The 20,614-nt window shown below is 38.4% G+C and carries 17 protein-coding genes and 1 other RNA gene; 13 read left to right on the top strand and 5 right to left on the bottom strand.

The window, feature by feature from the left end:
• Positions 1–37: 37 nt before the first annotated feature.
• Both QP437_RS05650 and dinB read left to right on the top strand, forming a co-directional pair.
• Positions 38–535, top strand: a complete 498-nt coding sequence (locus QP437_RS05650) for a hypothetical protein (RefSeq protein WP_178164254.1) — start codon at positions 38–40, stop codon at positions 533–535.
• Between the two features lie 109 nt (positions 536–644).
• Positions 645–1,712: a DNA polymerase IV gene (dinB, locus tag QP437_RS05645; RefSeq protein WP_065244868.1), complete on the top strand. Its 1,068-nt coding sequence runs from the start codon at positions 645–647 to the stop codon at positions 1,710–1,712.
• An 87-nt stretch (positions 1,713–1,799) separates the two neighbouring features.
• Here dinB and rnpB read toward each other — a convergent pair.
• Positions 1,800–2,176, bottom strand: an RNA gene (rnpB, locus tag QP437_RS05640) — RNase P RNA component class A.
• Positions 2,177–2,300: 124 nt separating this feature from the next.
• Here rnpB and QP437_RS05635 point away from each other — a divergent pair.
• Positions 2,301–3,236, top strand: coding sequence for a KpsF/GutQ family sugar isomerase (locus QP437_RS05635; protein WP_005698585.1), 936 nt, complete (start codon positions 2,301–2,303; stop codon positions 3,234–3,236).
• Between the two features lie 2 nt (positions 3,237–3,238).
• Complete coding sequence (locus QP437_RS05630) at positions 3,239–3,781, top strand: HAD family hydrolase (RefSeq protein WP_080351303.1); 543 nt, start codon at positions 3,239–3,241, stop codon at positions 3,779–3,781.
• An 81-nt stretch (positions 3,782–3,862) separates the two neighbouring features.
• Here QP437_RS05630 and QP437_RS05625 read toward each other — a convergent pair whose 3' ends face one another.
• Both QP437_RS05625 and QP437_RS05620 read right to left on the bottom strand, forming a co-directional pair.
• Positions 3,863–6,520, bottom strand: a complete 2,658-nt coding sequence (locus QP437_RS05625) for a PqiB family protein (protein ID WP_285267237.1) — start codon at positions 6,518–6,520, stop codon at positions 3,863–3,865.
• Positions 6,504–7,757 (bottom strand): paraquat-inducible protein A, encoded by a 1,254-nt coding sequence (locus QP437_RS05620; RefSeq protein ID WP_285267236.1) that lies wholly within the window; start codon positions 7,755–7,757, stop codon positions 6,504–6,506. Before QP437_RS05620 ends, QP437_RS05625 begins: the two co-directional genes overlap by 17 nt.
• Before the next feature lie 169 nt (positions 7,758–7,926).
• On the opposite strand from QP437_RS05620, the gene proQ reads away from it, so the two are divergent.
• From proQ to QP437_RS05595, 5 genes are all read left to right on the top strand, one after another.
• Positions 7,927–8,574: an RNA chaperone ProQ gene (proQ, locus tag QP437_RS05615; protein WP_285267235.1), complete on the top strand. Its 648-nt coding sequence runs from the start codon at positions 7,927–7,929 to the stop codon at positions 8,572–8,574.
• A gap of 28 nt (positions 8,575–8,602) precedes the next feature.
• On the top strand, positions 8,603–10,672 hold the full coding sequence (prc, locus tag QP437_RS05610; RefSeq protein ID WP_285267234.1) for a carboxy terminal-processing peptidase: 2,070 nt from the start codon (positions 8,603–8,605) through the stop codon (positions 10,670–10,672).
• Between the two features lie 78 nt (positions 10,673–10,750).
• Positions 10,751–12,220 (top strand): L,D-transpeptidase family protein, encoded by a 1,470-nt coding sequence (locus QP437_RS05605; protein ID WP_285267325.1) that lies wholly within the window; start codon positions 10,751–10,753, stop codon positions 12,218–12,220.
• Between the two features lie 76 nt (positions 12,221–12,296).
• Entirely contained in the window at positions 12,297–12,857 is a 561-nt protein-coding gene (locus QP437_RS05600; RefSeq protein ID WP_054419961.1) for a YcbK family protein, read from the top strand.
• A gap of 64 nt (positions 12,858–12,921) precedes the next feature.
• Positions 12,922–13,551 (top strand): MBL fold metallo-hydrolase, encoded by a 630-nt coding sequence (locus QP437_RS05595; RefSeq protein WP_065244860.1) that lies wholly within the window; start codon positions 12,922–12,924, stop codon positions 13,549–13,551.
• 165 nt (positions 13,552–13,716) lie between these two features.
• On the opposite strand, the gene pepT is transcribed toward QP437_RS05595, so the two are convergent.
• Positions 13,717–14,952: a peptidase T gene (gene pepT, locus QP437_RS05590; protein ID WP_285267233.1), complete on the bottom strand. Its 1,236-nt coding sequence runs from the start codon at positions 14,950–14,952 to the stop codon at positions 13,717–13,719.
• Positions 14,953–15,229: 277 nt separating this feature from the next.
• On the opposite strand from pepT, the gene potA reads away from it, so the two are divergent.
• From potA to QP437_RS05570, 4 genes are all read left to right on the top strand, one after another.
• Positions 15,230–16,345 carry a spermidine/putrescine ABC transporter ATP-binding protein PotA gene (gene potA / locus QP437_RS05585; RefSeq protein ID WP_054419954.1) on the top strand — a complete coding sequence of 372 codons (1,116 nt, stop codon included), beginning with the start codon at positions 15,230–15,232 and terminating at the stop codon, positions 16,343–16,345.
• A complete protein-coding gene (gene potB, locus QP437_RS05580) occupies positions 16,329–17,189 on the top strand; it encodes a spermidine/putrescine ABC transporter permease PotB (protein WP_005695833.1) in 861 nt (286 codons plus the stop codon). Before potA ends, potB begins: the two co-directional genes overlap by 17 nt.
• Positions 17,189–17,959: a spermidine/putrescine ABC transporter permease PotC gene (gene potC, locus QP437_RS05575; RefSeq protein WP_054419951.1), complete on the top strand. Its 771-nt coding sequence runs from the start codon at positions 17,189–17,191 to the stop codon at positions 17,957–17,959. The genes potB and potC overlap by 1 nt, the downstream gene beginning before the upstream one ends.
• Before the next feature lie 134 nt (positions 17,960–18,093).
• Positions 18,094–19,176 carry an extracellular solute-binding protein gene (locus QP437_RS05570; protein WP_178164277.1) on the top strand — a complete coding sequence of 361 codons (1,083 nt, stop codon included), beginning with the start codon at positions 18,094–18,096 and terminating at the stop codon, positions 19,174–19,176.
• Between the two features lie 74 nt (positions 19,177–19,250).
• Here the strand turns inward: QP437_RS05570 and QP437_RS05565 are convergent, their stop codons facing one another.
• Positions 19,251–20,591: a replication-associated recombination protein A gene (locus QP437_RS05565; protein ID WP_285267232.1), complete on the bottom strand. Its 1,341-nt coding sequence runs from the start codon at positions 20,589–20,591 to the stop codon at positions 19,251–19,253.
• Positions 20,592–20,614 lie beyond the last annotated feature (23 nt).

The raw sequence follows: 20,614 nt of genomic DNA, 5'->3' as shown, positions 1-20,614 counted from the left end.
GGTAAAATTTTGCCACTTTTTTATAAGGAATCGAATAATGAAAACATTAAAATCTCTGACCGCACTTTCATTAGGTGCATTATGTTTAGCATTTAACACACAAGTTATTGCAAAAGAAACAACGCCTGCAAAAGCATCACAAGCAACTCAACAAGTGGCAAAAGCGAGTGATAATATCGACAAATACCTTGCCATCAATATTGGTAATCGTGAAATGGTGGTTGACGAAAATGGCCAAGCATTAAGTGCCTTCAAACATGAAATCACTAACATTGGTCAAAAACCAATTAAAAATATTCAATGGGTGGGCGTGTATGTGAATAACCGCAAAGTTATTTATAGTCAAGATATGCAAATCAATTTAGAAACTCCATTACAACCAGGCAAATCCATCAATATTAATTTACAAATTCCGTTTGTTCAATTGGCTGAAGACGCACGCAAAGTCTTTATGAACCAACAAGAAAAAATTGATGTTTATCCTATTGAACGCGTTATCCAGCTTGGTGACAAAACTGTTCTTTCTGATCGTTAATTCTCTTCTCTAGCCCACACAACGTGGGCTTTTAAATAACTGTATGCTTGAACAGTTATTTTCTTTTCGATATACTAAAAACACGCCTAATTTTGACCGCACTTATAGCATGAACTCCACCCGAAAAATTATTCACATTGATATGGATTGCTTTTATGCCTCTGTTGAAATCCGTGAAAATCCAACGCTACAGGGAAAACCTGTCGCCGTGGGGGGAAGTTCTCGACAACGTGGTGTACTCACTACCTGTAATTACGAAGCTCGAAAATTTGGACTGCACAGTGCAATGCCGACAGCACAAGCTATCAAAAAATGCCCTAATCTGATTTTAGTGCCAGTCAATATGCCGCTTTATAAACAGGTATCCGCACAAATTCATCAGATCTTCCAACGCTATACTTCTATCATTGAGCCACTTTCCTTAGATGAAGCTTATTTAGATGTTACAGATTGTACACAATGTTCAGGATCTGCCACTTGGATCGCACAAGAAATTCGCCAAGCCATTTTTGATGAGTTAAAACTGACTGCCTCTGCCGGTGTGGCGCCTCTTAAATTTCTCGCCAAAATTGCTTCCGATATGAATAAACCGAACGGACAATTTGTGATTCAACCTCATGAAGTTGAGCAGTTTGTAAAAACACTGCCATTAAAAAAAATCCCTGGTGTGGGCAAAGTCACTTCTGAACGTTTATTGAAAATGGGCCTAGAAACTTGCGAAGATGTGCAAAAACTCGATCAATCTATTCTATTAAATATCTTCGGTAAAATGGGCAAACGAATTTGGGATTTTAGCCATGGCATTGATGATCGTGAAATCCAAGCACATCGAGAACGAAAATCTATCGGTGTAGAACGCACCTTATCCGAAAATATTAGCCATCTCGAACAAGGTATAGCATTGTTAGATAATCTCTATGCCGAACTTATTCGTCGCATTGAACGAAGTGCACCGAATATCCCTTTAACCGCTTTTCGCAAAATTGGGGTGAAATTAAAGTTTGAAGATTTTCAGGTGACGACCTTAGAAAAAACAGGCTTAACTTTATCGTTAGAAAGCTTTCAGCAATTACTGGAACAAATTTGGCAGCGTAGCCACGGAAAATCCATTCGTCTCGTGGGATTACACGTGAATTTACCGGAAGAAAGCCATTTAGAACAAATGAGCTTGTGGTAAAACACAAAAGAAAATGACCGAACTTTTATTCATTCCATCCCGAGTAGGATAATGAAAAAACAAAAGTGCGGTCATTTTTTGATGAATTTGTTGAGTTGGTCGATAAGCCGAGTTCTGTCGTGGACAATCATTCCTCTAGGCGACAAATTACTCTGCCGCTCAAGCAACCTACCCGAACTCTGGACGGGCCACCCATTGAGTTCCTATTTGGTCTTGCTACGAGTGGAGTTTACCTTGCTGCACGTTGTTACCAACGGCACGGTGTGCTCTTACCACACCCTTTCACCCTTACCGTTTTCACGGCGGTCTACTCTCTGTTGCACTGGTCGTCGGCTCACGCCGCCCGGACGTTATCCGGCACTCTGCCCTTTGTAGCTCGGACTTTCCTCTCGTTTACTTGTCCCACTAGGTCGTGCGAACACGGTTAAGGGCTTCAATAAACCAGCGATTGTCTAACCAACTCGCGGCGTAGTATAGGGGGAATTCAAAGAGCGGTCAAATTTTCATTCTTATTTTTAATAACTTCCGTTAGAATAGCCCTACAAAACACGGTTATTTTCAACCGCACTTTTATCATAAGGATTTCCTATGAATTATTTACAAATCGCACGAGAAACGCTTTCTGTTGAAAGCCAAGCGCTCGCACAACTAAGCCAACGCTTGGATGATGAGTTTTCTCAAGTTGTGGATCTTATCCTTGCTTGCGAAGGGCGTTTAGTCATTGGTGGTATCGGTAAATCGGGGCTAATCGGCAAAAAAATGGTGGCGACTTTTGCTTCTACAGGAACACCAAGTTTCTTCCTTCACCCGACCGAAGCCTTTCATGGCGATTTAGGTATGTTAAAACCGATCGACATTGTGATGCTGATTTCTTATAGCGGTGAAACCGATGATGTAAATAAACTCATTCCAAGTTTGAAAAACTTTGGTAATAAAATTATTGCTTTAACCAGCAATAAAAACTCAACACTTGCTCGCCATGCGGATTATGTTTTAGATATCACGGTAGAGCGTGAAGTCTGCCCAAACAATCTCGCACCAACCACTTCTGCGTTAGTGACTTTAGCTTTAGGCGATGCTCTTGCGGTTTCATTGATTACTGCGCGTCATTTCCAACCTGCTGACTTTGCGAAATTCCATCCGGGTGGAAGCCTTGGTCGTCGTTTGTTATGCAAAGTGAAAGATCAAATGCAAACTCGATTGCCGATTACCACACCAGATACCAGCTTCACTGATTGCTTAACTATTATGAATGAAGGTCGTATGGGTGTGGCATTAGTCATGGAAAACCAACAACTTAAAGGCATTATTACCGATGGTGATGTTCGCCGAGCATTAACGGCTAACGGTGCTGACACGCTTAATAAGACCGCGAAAGAATTGATGACCTCGTCACCAAAAACTATTCATGAAAATGAATTCTTAGCGAAAGCGGAAGACTTGATGAAAGAGAAGAAAATTCACTCTCTTGTTGTGGTCAATGATGAAAATAATGTTGTGGGCTTAGTGGAGTTCTCAAGCTAATGATTAACGAAAAATTAAAGAAAATTAAATTGGTCATCACCGATGTCGATGGCGTATTAACTGACGGACTACTCCATTATGATGCAAATGGCGAAGCAATTAAAAGTTTCCATGTGCGCGATGGACTTGGTGTCAAAATGTTGATGGATGCAGGCATTCAAGTAGCCGTATTATCGGGCAGAGATTCGGCGATTCTGCGTAAGCGAATTAGCGATCTCGGAATTAAATTGTTCTTTTTAGGTAAGCTTGAAAAAGAAAGTGCTTGTTTGGATCTTATGAAACAAGCTGGTGTTACTGCTGAACAAACAGCCTATATTGGTGATGACAGCGTAGATCTCCCCGCTTTTGCCACCTGTGGCCTTTCTTTTGCCGTAGCAGATTCTGCACCTTATGTACAAAATGCCGTGGATTATGTGCTTGCACTTGGAGGCGGGAAAGGCGCTTTCCGAGAAATGTCTGATATGATTTTACATGCTCAGGGCAAAGATGAAGTCTATACTTCAGCCAAAGGCTTTTTAAAATCAGTCAAAAATATGGGACAATAACACCTATAACACTATTCAAAATAACTAAAAAAAATAACCGCACTTTGATTATTCAGAAGTGCGGTTATTTCTTTTTATGTTTTATTGATTTGCTGGTAATGCACCTGAATTCCAAGTCGGTGCTTCAGCTGGTTTCTTCACTTGTAACATAAAGCGCTGATTTACCGTCGCTTGCGGTTGAACGATTGTACCCGATGGGGTAGAGAACGAAATACCGCCTTTCAACAATTGTTGTACACTACCGGTATTAAATTCGGCCCCTTTCCAACCAAGGTTGAAATCATAGCCTGATGAAACCCAGAACTCTGTATTTTTACGTACTAAATGCTGATACTTCGGTGTGATCGCAATATGTACCAATACACGGTCGCCTAAAGAATTCAATTCAAATTTACGCACGGTTCCCACTTCAACACCACGATAAAGCACTGGTGATCCTTCCGTTAAATTCATCGCATCACTGGTTTCCAAAATAAATGGCACACCATTGCTGTATTTATTTCGAGGTTGTGCGGTTTGCGCTAAATTAAACTGTGTTTTTGCTGGACCTTTGCCTAACTCAATATCAATGTAAGGCTGTAAAAGGCTATCTAAGTTTTCAATTCCACCCGCTGAGATTTGTGGGGAAATCACTTTAAATACAGTACCCTCTTTTGCAATCATCCCCATATAACTTGGGTTAATTAATGCTTTTGCTGTGATACGATTTGTTTTTTGATCAAGGGCAATCTGCTCTACTTCCCCAACATTCATACCAAGATAACGCAAGCTCATTCCTTTACTTAAAGCCGTTGCATCATCTGTGAGTAACGTAATCACTTGTCCTGCTGATTTGGCTCGCAGTTCACTTGGATAAAGCGTTTTATTTTTACCCGAACCCGTATTATCAAAGCTTATCGCACCTTTTAATGAGCGAGCAACTGGTGATGCCTGGATACTAATGCCTTTCGGCGTAATATCAATTTGTGCCGCACTTTCAACCCAGAATACACTTTTATCTGTAAGAAGGTTTTGATAAGCCGGATAAATATACACATCAATATCAAAATTATTGGCTTTCGGTCTTACGTTAATAATTTTACCCACTTCAAACTGACGATAAAGCACCACAGAACCTTTGCTAATACTTGGCAAATTAGTGGAATGTAGCACAATACTTGGATTCACTAAGTTACCCGTAATACCCGTTTCTGCACTACTGATATCTTTATAAAGTGGATAGCTTGAATGTGGAGCACCACTTCCTTTTTTAGGTAATACTCTCACCCCACCTTGTAGCCATTTTGATGGTGTTGCTGATTCAAAACGTAATCCGTCTATACCAAAACTTACATCAAAATTAGAGGCAGCTACAAATTGAGTGTTCTCATGAATAAGATTGCGATATTCCGCCGCAATTGCCGCTTCAAATTTCACACCATCAACACTTAAGTGCTGCTTCACAATTTGACCAATAGCAATATTGTTATAAAACACCGATTGCCCTTCAGTAATACCATAAGTTTCTGGTGCGGTTAAGGTTAAAATCAAAGTATTCGGTGCTTTGAGTAATAACTCATGTTCTCGAATCACATCAAATTGCGTTTTGCTTTCTCCACTACCCGGAATAATTTCAAAATAATCTCCACGGAAGAATTTTTTCGGATTAGCCACATCACCCAAATCTAACTTACGATTTTTTAACACAATACGTGTATTCGTTTTTAAGAGGTTAGCTTGGTTTGGATCGATTAATAATGTGCCTTTTAAAATTTCTTCATTATTTTCATCCGCACTTAAAGATGAAAGAAGGCCCACTTGCTCATCACCATAATAAACCGAGGTTTGCCCTGCATCTAAACCCGCAGTCACAGGAATAGTCACCTCAACTTCAATACCTCGTTTAGCTGCTTGCAAGTTAGAATAAAGCGTATAGTGGCTATTAGTCACAGCTTGTGGGCTATCTGGCGGTGAATCAAATGATACCGCACCTTGTACCACTGAATTTAAACTATCAATCTCTACATTCACACCTGATGCATTAATGTTAGCGTTGATACCACTGATATTCCAGAAGCGTGAATCTTTCTTTACAAAACGTGTAAAGGCTTTATCAATCACCACATCAATTTCAACTTTATTCTCTTTATTGAAGCGGTAATCATAAATTTTCCCGACCGGCATTTTTTTGAAGTAAACAGAAGCCCCAATTGAAATCGAACCTAAATCATCCGAAATTAAATGAATTAATAAATCCCCCGGATTGACTTGTGCAATAGGCCCTTGTTCTTCCGCAATAAATTCATCTTCTGAATCACCATCACCTGGTTGAAGCGTAATGTAATTTCCTGAAACTAAAGAGTCTAAACCTGAAATCCCCGCGAGCGATACGCTCGGTTGCACAAGCCAAAATTTAGTATTTTCCTTTAACACATCGGTGGCTTCAGAATGAATACTTGCCTCAACTTTCACTTTTTGCATATTGTCAGTAAAGTTAACCTTCTTCACAACACCAATTTGCAAACCTTGATAGCGAATCGGTGTTTTATCTGCAACCAACCCTGCACCATTAGAAAACGTGATCGTAATCATCTTTCCTTGTTCTTGCACAATTTGGAAAAATAAAATCGCACCAATACATAATGCAATAAAAGGTAACAACCAAAACGGTGAGATGCGTTTATTCTTACGTAATAACGCTTCTACATTGTTATATTGCTCATCAATAGATTGAGATTCTGGTTTATTGTTTTCTGTCATAAATTTTCCAAATTAATCGACTATCAAACTGAGAAGTTGAAATCATAGTTAAAAACACTGCTGCACCGAAATAAAATGCGGCAGGGCCTACAGTAAAATTAATAATCTGTCCGCGTGTCACTAGAGACATCATCAAAGCTAACACAAAAAGATCCAGCATTGACCAACGTCCTACAAAGTGAACGATATGTAATAGCCGCATTTGCCATTTAATTGAATGTCGCCATTTAAAATGCACACTAGCCAGTAAATATAACATAATGAGAATTTTGCTTACTGGCACAAAAATACTGGCGAAGAATACCACGAAAGCAACAAAATAGCTGCCCATGCTTATAAATGACATCACACCCGACATCAAGGTATCCTGTGACAAACTTCCTGTTAAATAAACGCCAGATATTGGGAGTAAGTTTGCAGGGAAAAGCATGATAATCCCCGCCACTAATGTCGCCCAAACGCGTTGTAATTTTACACTCTCTGGTATTTCAATAAGCGATGCACAACGTGGGCAAATTGCTCGATGACGGTGATCGTATTCTTGATCTTCTTTTAAAAAAGTGTAATCACAGGCTGTACAAAGTTCTAACGGTTTATCACTTTTGGTAACTGGTTTCTGCTCGGGATAAAAATCATGCCATAAGTCATCTAAATTAATTTTAATGAACAATAAAGTGGTTAAAAGTGCAGTAAAAACAAAAGCAATTAAATACACATCCACTTCTAATGTGGCATATTCGCGCACTTTAAACATGGTAACGCCGAGTGCAACTAAATATACGTCAAACATGACCCAAGGCTTAATATATCCCACAAATAATAAGACATTACGAGGCTTAATTTTGAGTAATTTAGAAAGCTGCAACATAATGACTAAAATCGCAAAAGATACAGGCATTAAAACAGCACAGATAAAAATCATAAATGCAGTATAGGTATATCCCTCCACTGCCATTTTCCAAATTCCTTTCCAAACAGAAGCATCAATTTTAGTACCCAGTAAATCTAAGCTCAATAAAGGATAGCCTAAAGCAAATGGCATTAAAATTAAGATAGAAAGGGCGATTAATGAACAACGTTTAAGTGACCAACGACTTCCTGATTGCAATTTATGATGGCAACGCGGACATTGCGCGTATTCCCCTTCTTGCGGACGACAAACAGACACCGTTGCATCGCATCCTATGCAACGCACTAGTCTATAAGTGGCATGAGTAAAATCAGGTGTTTTTGTCATTATGTTTTCAGAAATTATAAAAGTGGACTATTTTAGCCTGAATTAAGGGAATTTGTGAAGTTATTCATTAGAATTAGAAACGGAATTATTCTGTCCAACCATTGTCAATCCTTATAAAAGTGCGGTAAACTGTGCAAGTTTTTATTTTTTATCCTAGGAAAACTCAGAAATGACAGATTCTCAAGTTGAAGCCCAAGTTGAAAATAATGCTGAAGGCGTTCAAAAATTAACTGATACAAAAGCGATCATTGCATATCTTATAGAAAAATTCCCACTTTGCTTTATTGCAGAAGGTGAAGCTAAACCATTAAAAATTGGTCTTTTCCAAGATCTTGCTGAAGCATTAAAAGATGATGAATGTGTCAGCAAAACTCAATTGCGTCAGGCTTTACGTCAATACACCTCCAACTGGCGCTATTTACACGGCTGTCGCGAAGGTGCTGAGCGTGTGGATTTATACGGCAACCCTGCTGGTGTATTAGACGCAGAACACGTTTCTCATGCGGCTCAACAATTAGCAGAAGCAAAAGCAAAATTTGCAGAAAAACGCAAAGCAGAATTAGCAGCGAAAAAAGCACAACAAAAACGACCTGCTCGTAAACCAAATTCAAATCAAGCAACTCGCAAACCAAAAGCCCCACAAGTAAAACTAAGTGCGGTTGATTTCACAACACTTTCTGCAGGTAGCAAAGTGAAAGTGAAAGTAGCAGAACAAGCGAAAAATGCGACCGTATTAAATGTGGAAAAAGATGGCGCACGCGTAGAACTTGAGAATGGTTTAGTGATGACTGTCACCGCAGATCGTTTATTTGCCTAATAATTTATTTCTTATCGGGAAAGGTTAAATGAAATTACATACAACCAAAAGTCTTATTGCGACAGCAATTTTAGGTGCGTTATTTCTTCATTCGTCTGACACATTTGCAGTGCAGCCGAAATTAAAGCAAAGCGATATTACGATTCCTTCCGTAACTGACGCAAACCAGTTAGCAACAAAGCGTGCAACGACACGTTTAACACAATCACATTATCGTAAATTCCAGCTTGATGACGCCTTTTCCGAAAAGATTTTTGATCGTTATATTAAAAGCTTAGATTACAGCCATAACACCTTTTTAAAATCAGATATTGATGATTTACGTGCTAAATATGGTTCTAAATTAGATGATCAACTTAATGAGGGCGATCTTTCAGCTGCATTTGCGATTTACGATCTGATGATGAAACGTCGCTATGAACGTTATGCTTATGCATTATCTTTATTAGATCAAGAACCTGATTTAAAAGGTAATGATCAAATTGAGATCGACCGTGAAAAAGCACCTTTTCCTACAAGCGAAGAAGAAGTAAACAAGCTTTGGGAACAACGTGTTAAAAATGATGTAATCAGCCTGAAATTAAAAGATAAAAAATGGCCTGAAATTAAAGAAAAACTGACTAAACGCTACAATTTAGCCATTCGTCGATTAACTCAAACCAAAGCCGATGACATTGTTCAAATTTATATTAATGCCTTTGCTCGAGAAATCGATCCGCATACAAGCTATCTTGCTCCGCGTACTGCAAAAAGCTTTAATGAAAGCATGAACCTTTCTTTAGAAGGAATTGGTGCGACATTACAATCTGAAGATGACGAAACCAGCATCAAGTCTTTAGTGCCAGGTGCACCGGCTGAACGCAGTAAAAAATTACAAGCAGGCGATAAAATCATTGGTGTTGGCCAAGAAAAAGGCGAAATCGAAGATATTATCGGTTGGCGTTTAGAAGATATCGTTGACAAAATCAAAGGTAAAAAAGGAACAAAAGTTCGTCTTGAAATTGAACCTGCAAAAGGTGGAAAAAGCCGTATTGTCACTTTAGTTCGCGATAAAGTACGTATTGAAGACCAAGCAGCAAAACTCACTGTTTCTAAAGTAGAGGGTGAAACAGTTGGTGTCATTAAAATCCCAAGTTTCTATATTGGTTTAACTGATGATGTGAAAAAATTATTAGTAGATGCTGAGAAGAAAAAAATTGGCGCTTTAATTGTGGATCTTCGTGAAAATGGCGGTGGTGCTTTAACAGAAGCCGTCGCATTGAGTGGTTTATTCATTACTGATGGTCCGGTGGTTCAAGTTCGTGATGCTTATCAACGTATTCGTGTACACGAAGATGACGACAATGCCCAGCAATATAAAGGACCATTGTTGGTAATGATTAATCGTTTCAGTGCATCTGCCTCTGAAATCTTTGCTGCGACAATGCAAGATTACAACCGTGGTATCATTATTGGGCAAAATACCTTTGGTAAAGGTACGGTACAACAAAGTCGTTCATTAAACTTTGTTTATGATTTAGATCAAACACCACTTGGCGTGTTGCAATATACTATCCAAAAATTCTACCGAATTAATGGTGGTTCAACCCAATTAAAAGGTGTGGCAGCAGATATCAATTTCCCTGAAATTATTGATGCCAAAGAAATTGGTGAAGAAAAAGAAGATAACGCATTGCCTTGGGATAAAATTCCGCCGGCAACTTATTCTGAAACCAATAAAGCACGTAAAGATGTTGAAGCATTAAATGAAAAACATCTAGAACGTATTGCAAAAGATCCTGAATTTATTGCTTTAAATGAAGATCTTAAGATCCGTGATGAACGCCGTGAGCGTAAATTCTTATCATTGAATTTCCAAGAGCGCAAAGCAGAAAATGATAAAGATGATGCCAGACGTTTAAAAGATCTCAATGATCGTTTTAAACGTGAAGGTAAAAAAGCATTAAAAGATATTGATGATTTACCAAAAGACTATGAAGCGCCAGATTTCTTCTTAAAAGAAGCGGAAAAAATGGCAGCTGATTTAGTGAAACTCAATGCTAATCAACAAAAAGTGGATGCTGAAATAAAACAAGAAGCGGCAAAAGCAACAAAATAACGATTATTTTGACCGCACTTTAGCAGATAAAAAAACTGAAGTGCGGTTATTTTTATGAATATTTTTAAAGGTACAGTAATGTTAAAAGGAACAATGAAATTAAGCACATTAGTCTTATCATTATCAATGATGACGTCAGGTTGTGCGTTAGCAGACTGGGCAAAAACAGTTGGGCAACCTCAGCAAGTCGAAAATAAAGGCGTTGATATGTCTAAATTAAGCCCTGAAGAGCGTGCAAAACTTGAAGCGGAAATCAAAGAAGACCAAGCTCGTCTAGCAGCTGAAAAACAAACCATGCTAGAGATGTCATTAACTCATGAAATTGGCGAACAAAATCTGCAGTTCAAACCAATTTTGGCAAAATTATATGCCGATAATAAATATGACTTAATGTGGAAAGACAAGGCTGCAGAAAAACAATTCCTACGCGAATATGCAGCAATGGTAGCGTCTGGTATTTCTAAACGTTCGGCGCAATCATTAATCAATTTACATAACGCTGAAAAGACTGGCGGCCTTACCTACGATGTGTTGTTAAGTGATGCTTTCCTTGATTACTTGTATTACAGCAAGAACGTAAATCAACAAGCACAACGTTGGTTATATGCAACGCATGCTTACAAACCAGAATTACCAAATCAAGAAATTATTGACCAATGGCAAAGTGCGGTTAAAAACAATGCTGTTTCTTACTTTGTGAATGGATTATCCAATCATAATCGTTTATACCGTGAAACTGTACAATCGCTCCCGTCAATGATTTCAGCTTCAGGTATTTCTGCAATGGGTAAAAAACTTGCTCTCAATGCTCAGCGTTTACGTGTTATTCCTGATTTTGAAAATGGAATCTTTGTTAATATTCCAAGCTATCAATTGAAATATTATCGTGATGGTAAAGCGCTTCTAGAATCACGCGTCATTGTGGGTAAAAATGAACGCCGTACGCCAGTAATGTACAGCCGTCTGAGTAACGTGGTGGTGAATCCACCTTGGAATGCCCCAACACGTTTAATCAATGAAGATATTTTACCGAAATTAAAACGTGACCCAAGCTATGCTACTGCGCACAACTACTCTATCTTAGATAGCAAAGGCAATGCTATTAACCCTCACTCTATTAATTGGAGTAGCATTGGTAATAAATTCCCTTACCGTATTCGTCAAGCAGCAGGAGATAGTGCATTAGGTAACTATAAATTTAATATGCCAAGCTCTGATGCGATTTATCTTCACGATACACCAAATCATAGCTTATTTAGCAAAAAAGATCGTGCATTAAGCTCTGGTTGTGTGCGTGTAGAGAAATCAGATCAACTTGCCTCTATCTTGTTAAAAGAAGCTGGCTGGTCAGAAGATAAAAAACGTAATGCTTTAGCGAGTAAAAAAACTGTATCAGCTAACATTCGTACAAATGACCCTGTATTCTTATATTATGTAACTGCATGGGTAGAAAACGGTCAAACACAAGTTTTACCAGACATTTATAAATACGATGATGCAGCAAGCTTTAGCGACATTGATTGGGCGGTTGTAAAAAAATATCTTTAAAAATGGTTTACACTAGGGAACTTTTTAATACAAAAATTGTCTAGTGTGAAAGATAGGTAATAAAAGAGACTATAAAATGGGTAATATTGACAAAAATCGTCGCAAATGGCTTTCGTTAGGTGGCATTGTTTTAGGCGCAAGCATGATGCCAACTTCGGTATTAGCCATGGTCTCTACACCCAAACCTCGCATTCTCAGCTTTTATAATGTCAACACCAATGAACGATTAAGTGGTGAATTCTCTGCAACAACAGGGTTTAGTCGTTCACTACTTGGTAAACTTGATTACTTTATGAGAGATCGCCGTACAGACCAAGTGCGTCGTATGGATCCCAATCTCTTCATGAAGTTTTATCATTTACAAAGTGATTTGGGCTTACGTACTGCACAAATTGATGTGATTTGTGGCTATCGTAGTGCGGCAACAAATGCTATGCGTCATCGCCAAAGCCGAGGTGTAGCAAGCAATAGCTATCATATTAAAGGCCAAGCTATCGATTTTAGAATCCCTGGTGTGTCTTTAGCAAGATTACGCCAAGCTGCTGAAAATCTAGAGAACGGTGGTGTGGGATATTATCCTTACAGTAATTTTATTCACGTCGATACCGGCCCTGTAAGAACATGGCGTGGTGCATAAAAAACAGTTTAATTTTAGACCGCACTTTCGTGCGGTTTTTTGTTATAAATAATAAGGAAAAAAGATGAATATTGAAATTATTCCAGTTACAGCCTTTCAACAAAATTGTTCACTTATTTGGGATGATGAAAAAAATGCGGCGATTATCGACCCTGGTGGTAATGCTGAAAAGCTTATTCAACGTATTGAGGAATTAGAATTAAGCCTAAAAACAGTCTTATTAACACATGGCCATCTTGATCATGTGGGTGCCGCTGAAGCAATTCGTGATCATTTTAACATTGAAATCTGGGGCTCACAGGAAGAAGATCGCTTTCTGTTTGAAAGTCTACCACAACAATCTCAACAATTTGGTTTACCTTATATTTCCGCATTTACGCCGGATCGCTGGTTTAATCAAGAAGGCGAAAAAATTCAAATTGGTACATTTACCTTTGAAATTCTTCATCTTCCTGGTCATACACCTGGTCACATTGGCTTTATTGAACATGAAAAAAATATCGCCTTTACTGGCGATGTGCTTTTCCAAAACAGCATTGGGCGTACAGACTTCCCTCGTGGGGATTTTGATACATTGATCTCATCAATCAAGAATAAATTATTTACATTAAATGATGATATGGTTGTTATTGCAGGACATGGTCCTTACACAACTATTGGACAAGAAAAACGAAGCAACCCGTTTTTGAAGTAAAGATCTGAATTTTGGGTAAAAAAAAGCTCCTAATTTCTTAGGAGCACCAAAAAGGAATTTATGAATAAAATCTCTAAAGTTTAGCTTTATCAAAGGAATCTCGATAAAACGCTAGCGATTATATTGACATATTCTGACAAATGCAAGCTTTTTCTTTACACAGATTTACAATTCTTTACAGTTTGCTATTTTTATAATCACTTCGACTGCTTTTTCCATCCCTTCGAGGGTAACTAATTCATGCTTGCTATGGAAATTATAGCCGCCAGTAAAGATATTTGGGCAAGCTAATCCTTTTTCCGCTAAAAATGCCCCATCCGTTCCACCGCGTATTGGTTTATGATTTGGAGTAATACCGCAAGCTTTCATTGCTGCATCAGCAAGTTTAATCGCCTGTGGAACATTTTTGACAGTGTCATACATATTTTTGTAACTGTCTTCAATAACACATTCTACCGGCTCTTTCAGGCTTTTCTCTCTATTAAATTTTTCTACAAGTTGATAAATAAATGCCTTACGTTGCTCAAAACTAGCTTGGTCAAAATCTCGAATGAGATAATGTAATTCAACTTTCTCAATATCCCCCTTAAAATCATCTAAATGGAAAAAACCTTCTTTTCCTGATGTTTTTTCGGGAACATCATCTTTTGGAAAACCTTGTTGAAACTCACAAGCTAATGTAAGCGCATTCACCAATTTATTTTTAGCATACCCCGGATGAATACCTCGTCCCTTAAAGGTTATTTTTGCCGTTGCTGCATTAAAATTCTCATACTCGAGCTCGCCCACTTCTCCTCCATCGATGGTATATGCCCAATCACAAGGGAAATCCTCCAATGGGAAATAATGCATTCCTAAACCAATTTCTTCATCAGGCGTAAATGCAACCCGAATATTGCAATGTGGTATATTTTCCCGTTGCAAGACAGAAAGTGCGGTTATAATTTCTGCGATTCCAGCTTTATTATCTGCACCAAGTAAAGTGGTTCCATCTGTCACAATCAAGGTTTTGCCAATAAGCTGATGTAAAAATGGATAATATACGGGACTAATAAACTCTTCCCCTAAACCTAATGCAATATCTCCTCCCCGATAATTTTCGATCACTTCAGGTTGAACATTTTTACCGCTGCAGTGTGGGGATGTATCAAGGTGGGAAATAAAACCTATGGTTTGTGTTAATTCGGGATGATTTGAGGGTAAATAAGCTGTAACGACGGCATGCTTAGTCACATTGACATCTTGTAAGCCTAGTTTAATTAATTCTTGCTGCAAATGCAAAGCCAACTTCATTTGCCCTGCTGAACTTGGCGAATGTTTTGCAGACGATTTAGATTGCGTATCAAACGCAACATAAGTTAAAAATCGCTCCAATAATTTATTATTATCTTGTTCTTCCATTTCGAAATTCTCCTCTGTTCTGCTACTAGTCTAATCCCAAAAATCCTTGCAGTTCTTGATATATAACAAGAAAGTGAAGAGTTATAAAATTTTCTGAAAAAAGTGCGGCCAATATTTCAATAAAATTTTTCCTAAAAACGCGATTAAATCCTTTTCATCATTAACAATTCGCTATATCATATTCGTTCAATTTTATGTCGCCCCTGCATCATTTTTGCAGGTTTATTTCTACTCAGTACCAATAAAATTGGTGAAATTAGGGAGAAAACCAAAGCTAGTGGAAAATCTGGTTCAAAAGCCTATTATTGAGCTTCGTTCAATCAAAAAATCCTATGGTTCTAACACAATTATTAATGATTTTAATCTAACCATTAATAACGGTGAATTCGTCACAATTCTTGGCCCATCCGGCTGTGGTAAAACTACAGTATTGCGTTTATTAGCGGGTTTAGAAGAATTAGATGAAGGTCATATTATTTTGGACGGTGAAGATATTACTAATGTTCCGGCAGAAAAACGCCACATTAACACCGTATTCCAAAGTTATGCGTTATTCCCGCATATGACCATTTTTGATAACGTAGCTTTTGGTTTGCGTATGCAAAAAGTGGCAGAAAGTGAAATTAAACCTCGCGTTCTGGATGCATTGCGTATGGTGCAATTAGAAGAAATGGCCGACCGTAAACCAGCTCAACTTTCTGGTGGTCAGCAACAACGTATCGCGATTGCTCGTGCTGTTGTGAATAAGCCAAAAGTGCTGCTACTTGATGAATCTTTATCTGCGCTGGATTATAAGTTACGTAAACAAATGCAAAACGAACTTAAACAATTACAGCGTCAACTTGGCATTACCTTTATTTTCGTTACTCACGATCAAGAAGAAGCGATCACCATGTCTGACCGTATCGTCTTATTGCGTAAAGGTAAAATTGCACAAGATGGTTCACCACGTGAAATCTATGAAGATCCAGCTAACTTATTCGTTGCTCGCTTCATCGGCGAAATTAACGTATTTGATGCAACTGTGATTGAGCGTAAATCTGATGATGAGCTACTTGCTAACGTAGAAGGTCGTGTATGCGATATTCACACGAGCATCTCAGCTGAAAAAGATCAAAAACTACAAGTATTATTACGTCCTGAAGATATTGTGATTGAAGAGCTTGATGAAAATGAGCACTCAAATGCAATTATTGGTCGCATTGTGGATCGTACCTATAAAGGGATGACACTTGAGTCTACGGTCGAATTTGATCACAACGGTAAACGCGTATTAGTGAGCGAATTCTTTAACGAAGATGACCCACATATGGATCACAGCGTTGGTCAACGTGTAGGTATTACATGGCACGAAGGTTGGGAGGTTGTACTCAACGATGAAGATAATCAATAATAAATTTCAGAAAATTACTGTTGCAATTATCTTCAGTTGGTTAATCTTCTTTGTGCTAATTCCAAACTTATTGGTTTTAACCGTAAGTTTTTTAACCCGAGATGGTAGCGACTTTTATGCTTTGCCATTTACTTTAGATAACTACACTAACCTGTTTAATCCGCTTTATGCACAGGTTGTGTGGAATTCATTGTATATGTCTGGCATTGCGACGATTATTTGCTTACTCATTGGCTATCCGTTTGCCTTTATGGTCAGCAAAATTAATCCGAAATATCGTCCATTTTTGTTATTCCTCGTGGTATTGCCATTCTGGACAAACTCACTTATTCGTATCTATGGAATGAAAGTATTCCTTGGTGTGAAAGGTGTATTAAATACCATGTTAATGGATATGGGGATTTTGAGTGAGCCTATTCGTATTTTAAATACCGAAGTGGCTGTAATCATTGGTTTAGTGTATCTCCTTTTACCATTTATGATTCTACCGCTCTACTCTGCTATTGAAAAATTAGATGGACGTTTATTAGAAGCGGCAAGAGATTTAGGGGCGAATGCGGTTCAACGTTTCTTCCGTGTAATTTTGCCATTAACCATGCCTGGTATCGTAGCGGGTTGTTTATTAGTACTACTACCAGCAATGGGCATGTTCTATGTGGCAGACTTACTTGGTGGTGCGAAAGTGTTATTAGTTGGTAACGTAATTAAGAGTGAATTCTTAATTTCCCGTAACTGGCCATTCGGTTCGGCAATCAGTATCGGTTTAACCATCTTAATGGCATTGTTGATTTTCGTTTACTATCGTGCAAATAAATTGTTGAATAAGAAAGTGGAGTTAGAATAATGAGTCGTTTACTACGTAATATTTTTATGTTTGTGGTATACGCTTATTTGTATATCCCAATTATTATTTTGGTGACTAACTCCTTCAACGAAGACCGTTATGGTTTAAGTTGGAAAGGTTTTAGTTGGAACTGGTATGAGCGTTTATTTAATAACGATACCTTAATCCAAGCTGCGTTCCACTCTGTCACTATTGCTTTCTTTGCTGCAACATTAGCGACAATTGTGGGTGGTTTAACTGCTATCGCACTTTACCGCTATCGTTTCCGTGGTAAACAAGCGGTAAGTGGTATGTTATTTATCGTCATGATGTCACCAGATATCGTAATGGCGGTTTCTCTACTTGCCTTATTCATGGTTGTAGGGATTTCGTTAGGTTTCTGGTCATTACTATTGGCGCACGTAACATTCTGTTTACCTTATGTTACCGTGACAATTTTCTCACGTTTAAATGGCTTTGATGCAAGAATGCTTGAAGCTGCGAAAGATTTAGGTGCGAGTGAAGTCACTATTTTGCGTAAAATTATCCTACCGCTTGCCTTACCGGCAGTGGTATCTGGTTGGTTGTTAAGCTTTACTATTTCATTAGATGATGTTGTTGTATCCTCTTTCGTAAGTGGTGTAAGCTATGAAATCCTACCATTGCGTATCTTCTCTCTTGTAAAAACAGGGGTAACACCAGAAGTAAACGCGTTAGCTACGATTATGATCGTGCTTTCATTAGGATTAGTAATTTTAAGCCAATTAGTCGCACGTAAAAATAATCATTAAACATTGATATAAAAAGGTTTCACAAATCTTTTAAGATCAAATAGAATACGCCTTGACGCACAATCAAGGCGTTTTTTTATACTTGCATTAATGCAGGTGGTTTTTTACCCCTCTTTTACGGAGAACAAACAAAAATGAAAAAATTTGCAGGTTTGCTTACTGCCGGTTTAGTTGCCGCTACATTAACTGCTTGTAACGACAAAGAAGCCAAGTCTGATGCTACAAAAGCACAGGCTCCAGCAAATGATACTGTGTACTTATATACTTGGACTGAATACGTACCAGATGGTCTTTTAGATGACTTCACAAAAGAAACTGGTATCAAAGTTATCGTAGCAAGTCTTGAATCAAATGAAACTATGTATGCCAAAATGAAAACCCAAGGTGATGCTGGTGGTTATGATGTGATTGCACCATCTAACTACTTCGTATCTAAAATGGGACGCGAAGGCATGCTACAAGAATTAGATCACAGTAAATTACCTGTTATCAAAGAATTAGACCCTGATTGGCTCAACAAACCTTATGATAAAGGCAATAAATACTCACTTCCTCAGTTGTTAGGTGCGCCAGGTATTGCATTTAATACCAATACCTATAAAGGTTCTGACTTCACTTCTTGGGGTGATTTCTGGAAACCTGAATATGCAAACAAAATCCAATTATTGGATGATGCGCGTGAAGTATTCAATATTGCGTTATTAAAAATTGGTCAAGATCCAAATACCAAAGATCCTGCAATTATTAAACAAGCTTATGAAGAGTTGTTAAAACTACGTCCAAACGTACTTTCTTTCAATTCTGATAACCCTGCAAACTCTTTCATCTCTGGTGAAGTAGAATTAGGTCAGTTATGGAATGGCTCTGTGCGTATCGCTAAAAAAGAACAAGCACCATTAAATATGGTGTTCCCAAAAGAAGGTCCTGTTCTTTGGGTTGATACTTTAGCGATTCCTAAAACCTCTAAAAACCCAGATGGTGCACACAAGTTAATTAACTACTTATTAGGTGCAAAAGCAGCAGAGAAATTGACTTTAGCGATCGGTTACCCAACAGCTAACCTAGAAGCGAAAAAAGTGCTTCCAAAAGAAATCACTGAAGATCCATCTATTTATCCAACAGCTGAAATTCTTCAAAAAAGCCACTGGCAAGATGATGTAGGTGATGCGATTCAATATTACGAACAGTATTACCAAGAGTTAAAAGCAGCAAAATAATGCGTTTTTAAGTGATAACAAAAAGTGCGGCCAAATTTAGCCGCACTTTTTTATATTTACCGTTTGAGAAGAAACTATTTATAGCGTTTTTTTGATGCGTTTTTATCTTGCTCTTGTAAACGTTCAAGTTTTTCTTTAATTTGAATTTCCATACCACGGTTAGTTGGGAAATAATATTGCGTATCTTTCAGTTCTGGTGGGAAGTAATTTTCTCCAGCAGCATAAGCATTTGGCTCATCATGTGCATAACGATATTCAGCACCATAGCCTAATTCTTTCATTAAAGCCGTTGGCGCATTACGTAAATGAGGTGGCACATCGAAATCAGGAAAATCTTTTGCATGTTGTTTGGCTGCATTAAATGCGTTGTAAACCGCATTACTCTTCGGCGCTACGGCCAAATAAATAATGGCTTGCGCAATGGCTCTCTCTCCTTCATAAGCGCCCACTCTCGTAAAACAATCCCAAGCTGCTAGAGCCACTTGCATTGCACGAGGATCAGCATTTCCCACATCTTCTGATGCAATCGCTAATAAACGTCTTGCAACATAAAGAGGATCACCGCCTGCCGTGATAATTCGCGCATACCAGTAAAGCGCAGCATCTGCTGCGGAGCCTCGAATAGATTTATGTAAAGCAGAAATCAAATCATAAAAGCGATCACCTTGTTTATCAAAACGAGCTTGTCTCTCACCTAATACTTCTTTCAACAAAGTGCGGTCTAATTTTTTACCGTTTTCAGTTTCAGAAGCCATATCAACCATCAGTTCAAGGCAGTTTAAAGCCAGGCGAGCATCACCATTCACATATTCAGCTAAAACCTGTAGCAAATTCTCTTCTAAAACTAACCGCTCTTTACCTAATCCTCGCTCAGGATCAGAAATCGCTTGTTGTAGAACTTGTTCGATTTCAGCCACTGTCAATGACTTGAGTAGATAAACTCTCGCACGAGAAAGCAATGCATTATTTAATTCAAAGGAAGGATTTTCCGTTGTCGCACCAATAAAAATAATCGTACCATCTTCGATATGGGGTAAAAACGCATCTTGTTGGCTTTTGTTAAAGCGATGCACTTCATCCACAAATAAAATCGTTTGGCGATCTGCAAGTCGATTTTGTTTCGCGCGCTCAATTGATTCTCGAATTTCTTTCACGCCACTTGTTACCGCTGAAATCCGTTCAACTTCTGCATTGATACGATGAGCAATAATTTCCGCCAGTGTTGTTTTACCTGTACCCGGCGGTCCCCACAAAATCATAGAATGAACATGCCCTGCTTGAATTGCTTTACGAAGCGGCTTTCCTTCCCCAATTAAATGCGTCTGTCCATAATATTGTTCCAAATTTGTTGGACGCATACGGGCTGCTAAAGGGCGAAAGTCATTTTCAGCAAAATCAAAATTAAGATTAGACATATTCTTTCCTTAATAAGCAAAAG

Source organism: Haemophilus sp. UMB1048 (assembly GCF_030218125.1).
Lineage (GTDB): Bacteria > Pseudomonadota > Gammaproteobacteria > Enterobacterales > Pasteurellaceae > Haemophilus_D.
The sequence above is the reverse complement of the archived record's forward strand: the minus strand, read 5'-3'. Positions and strand labels throughout refer to the sequence as shown.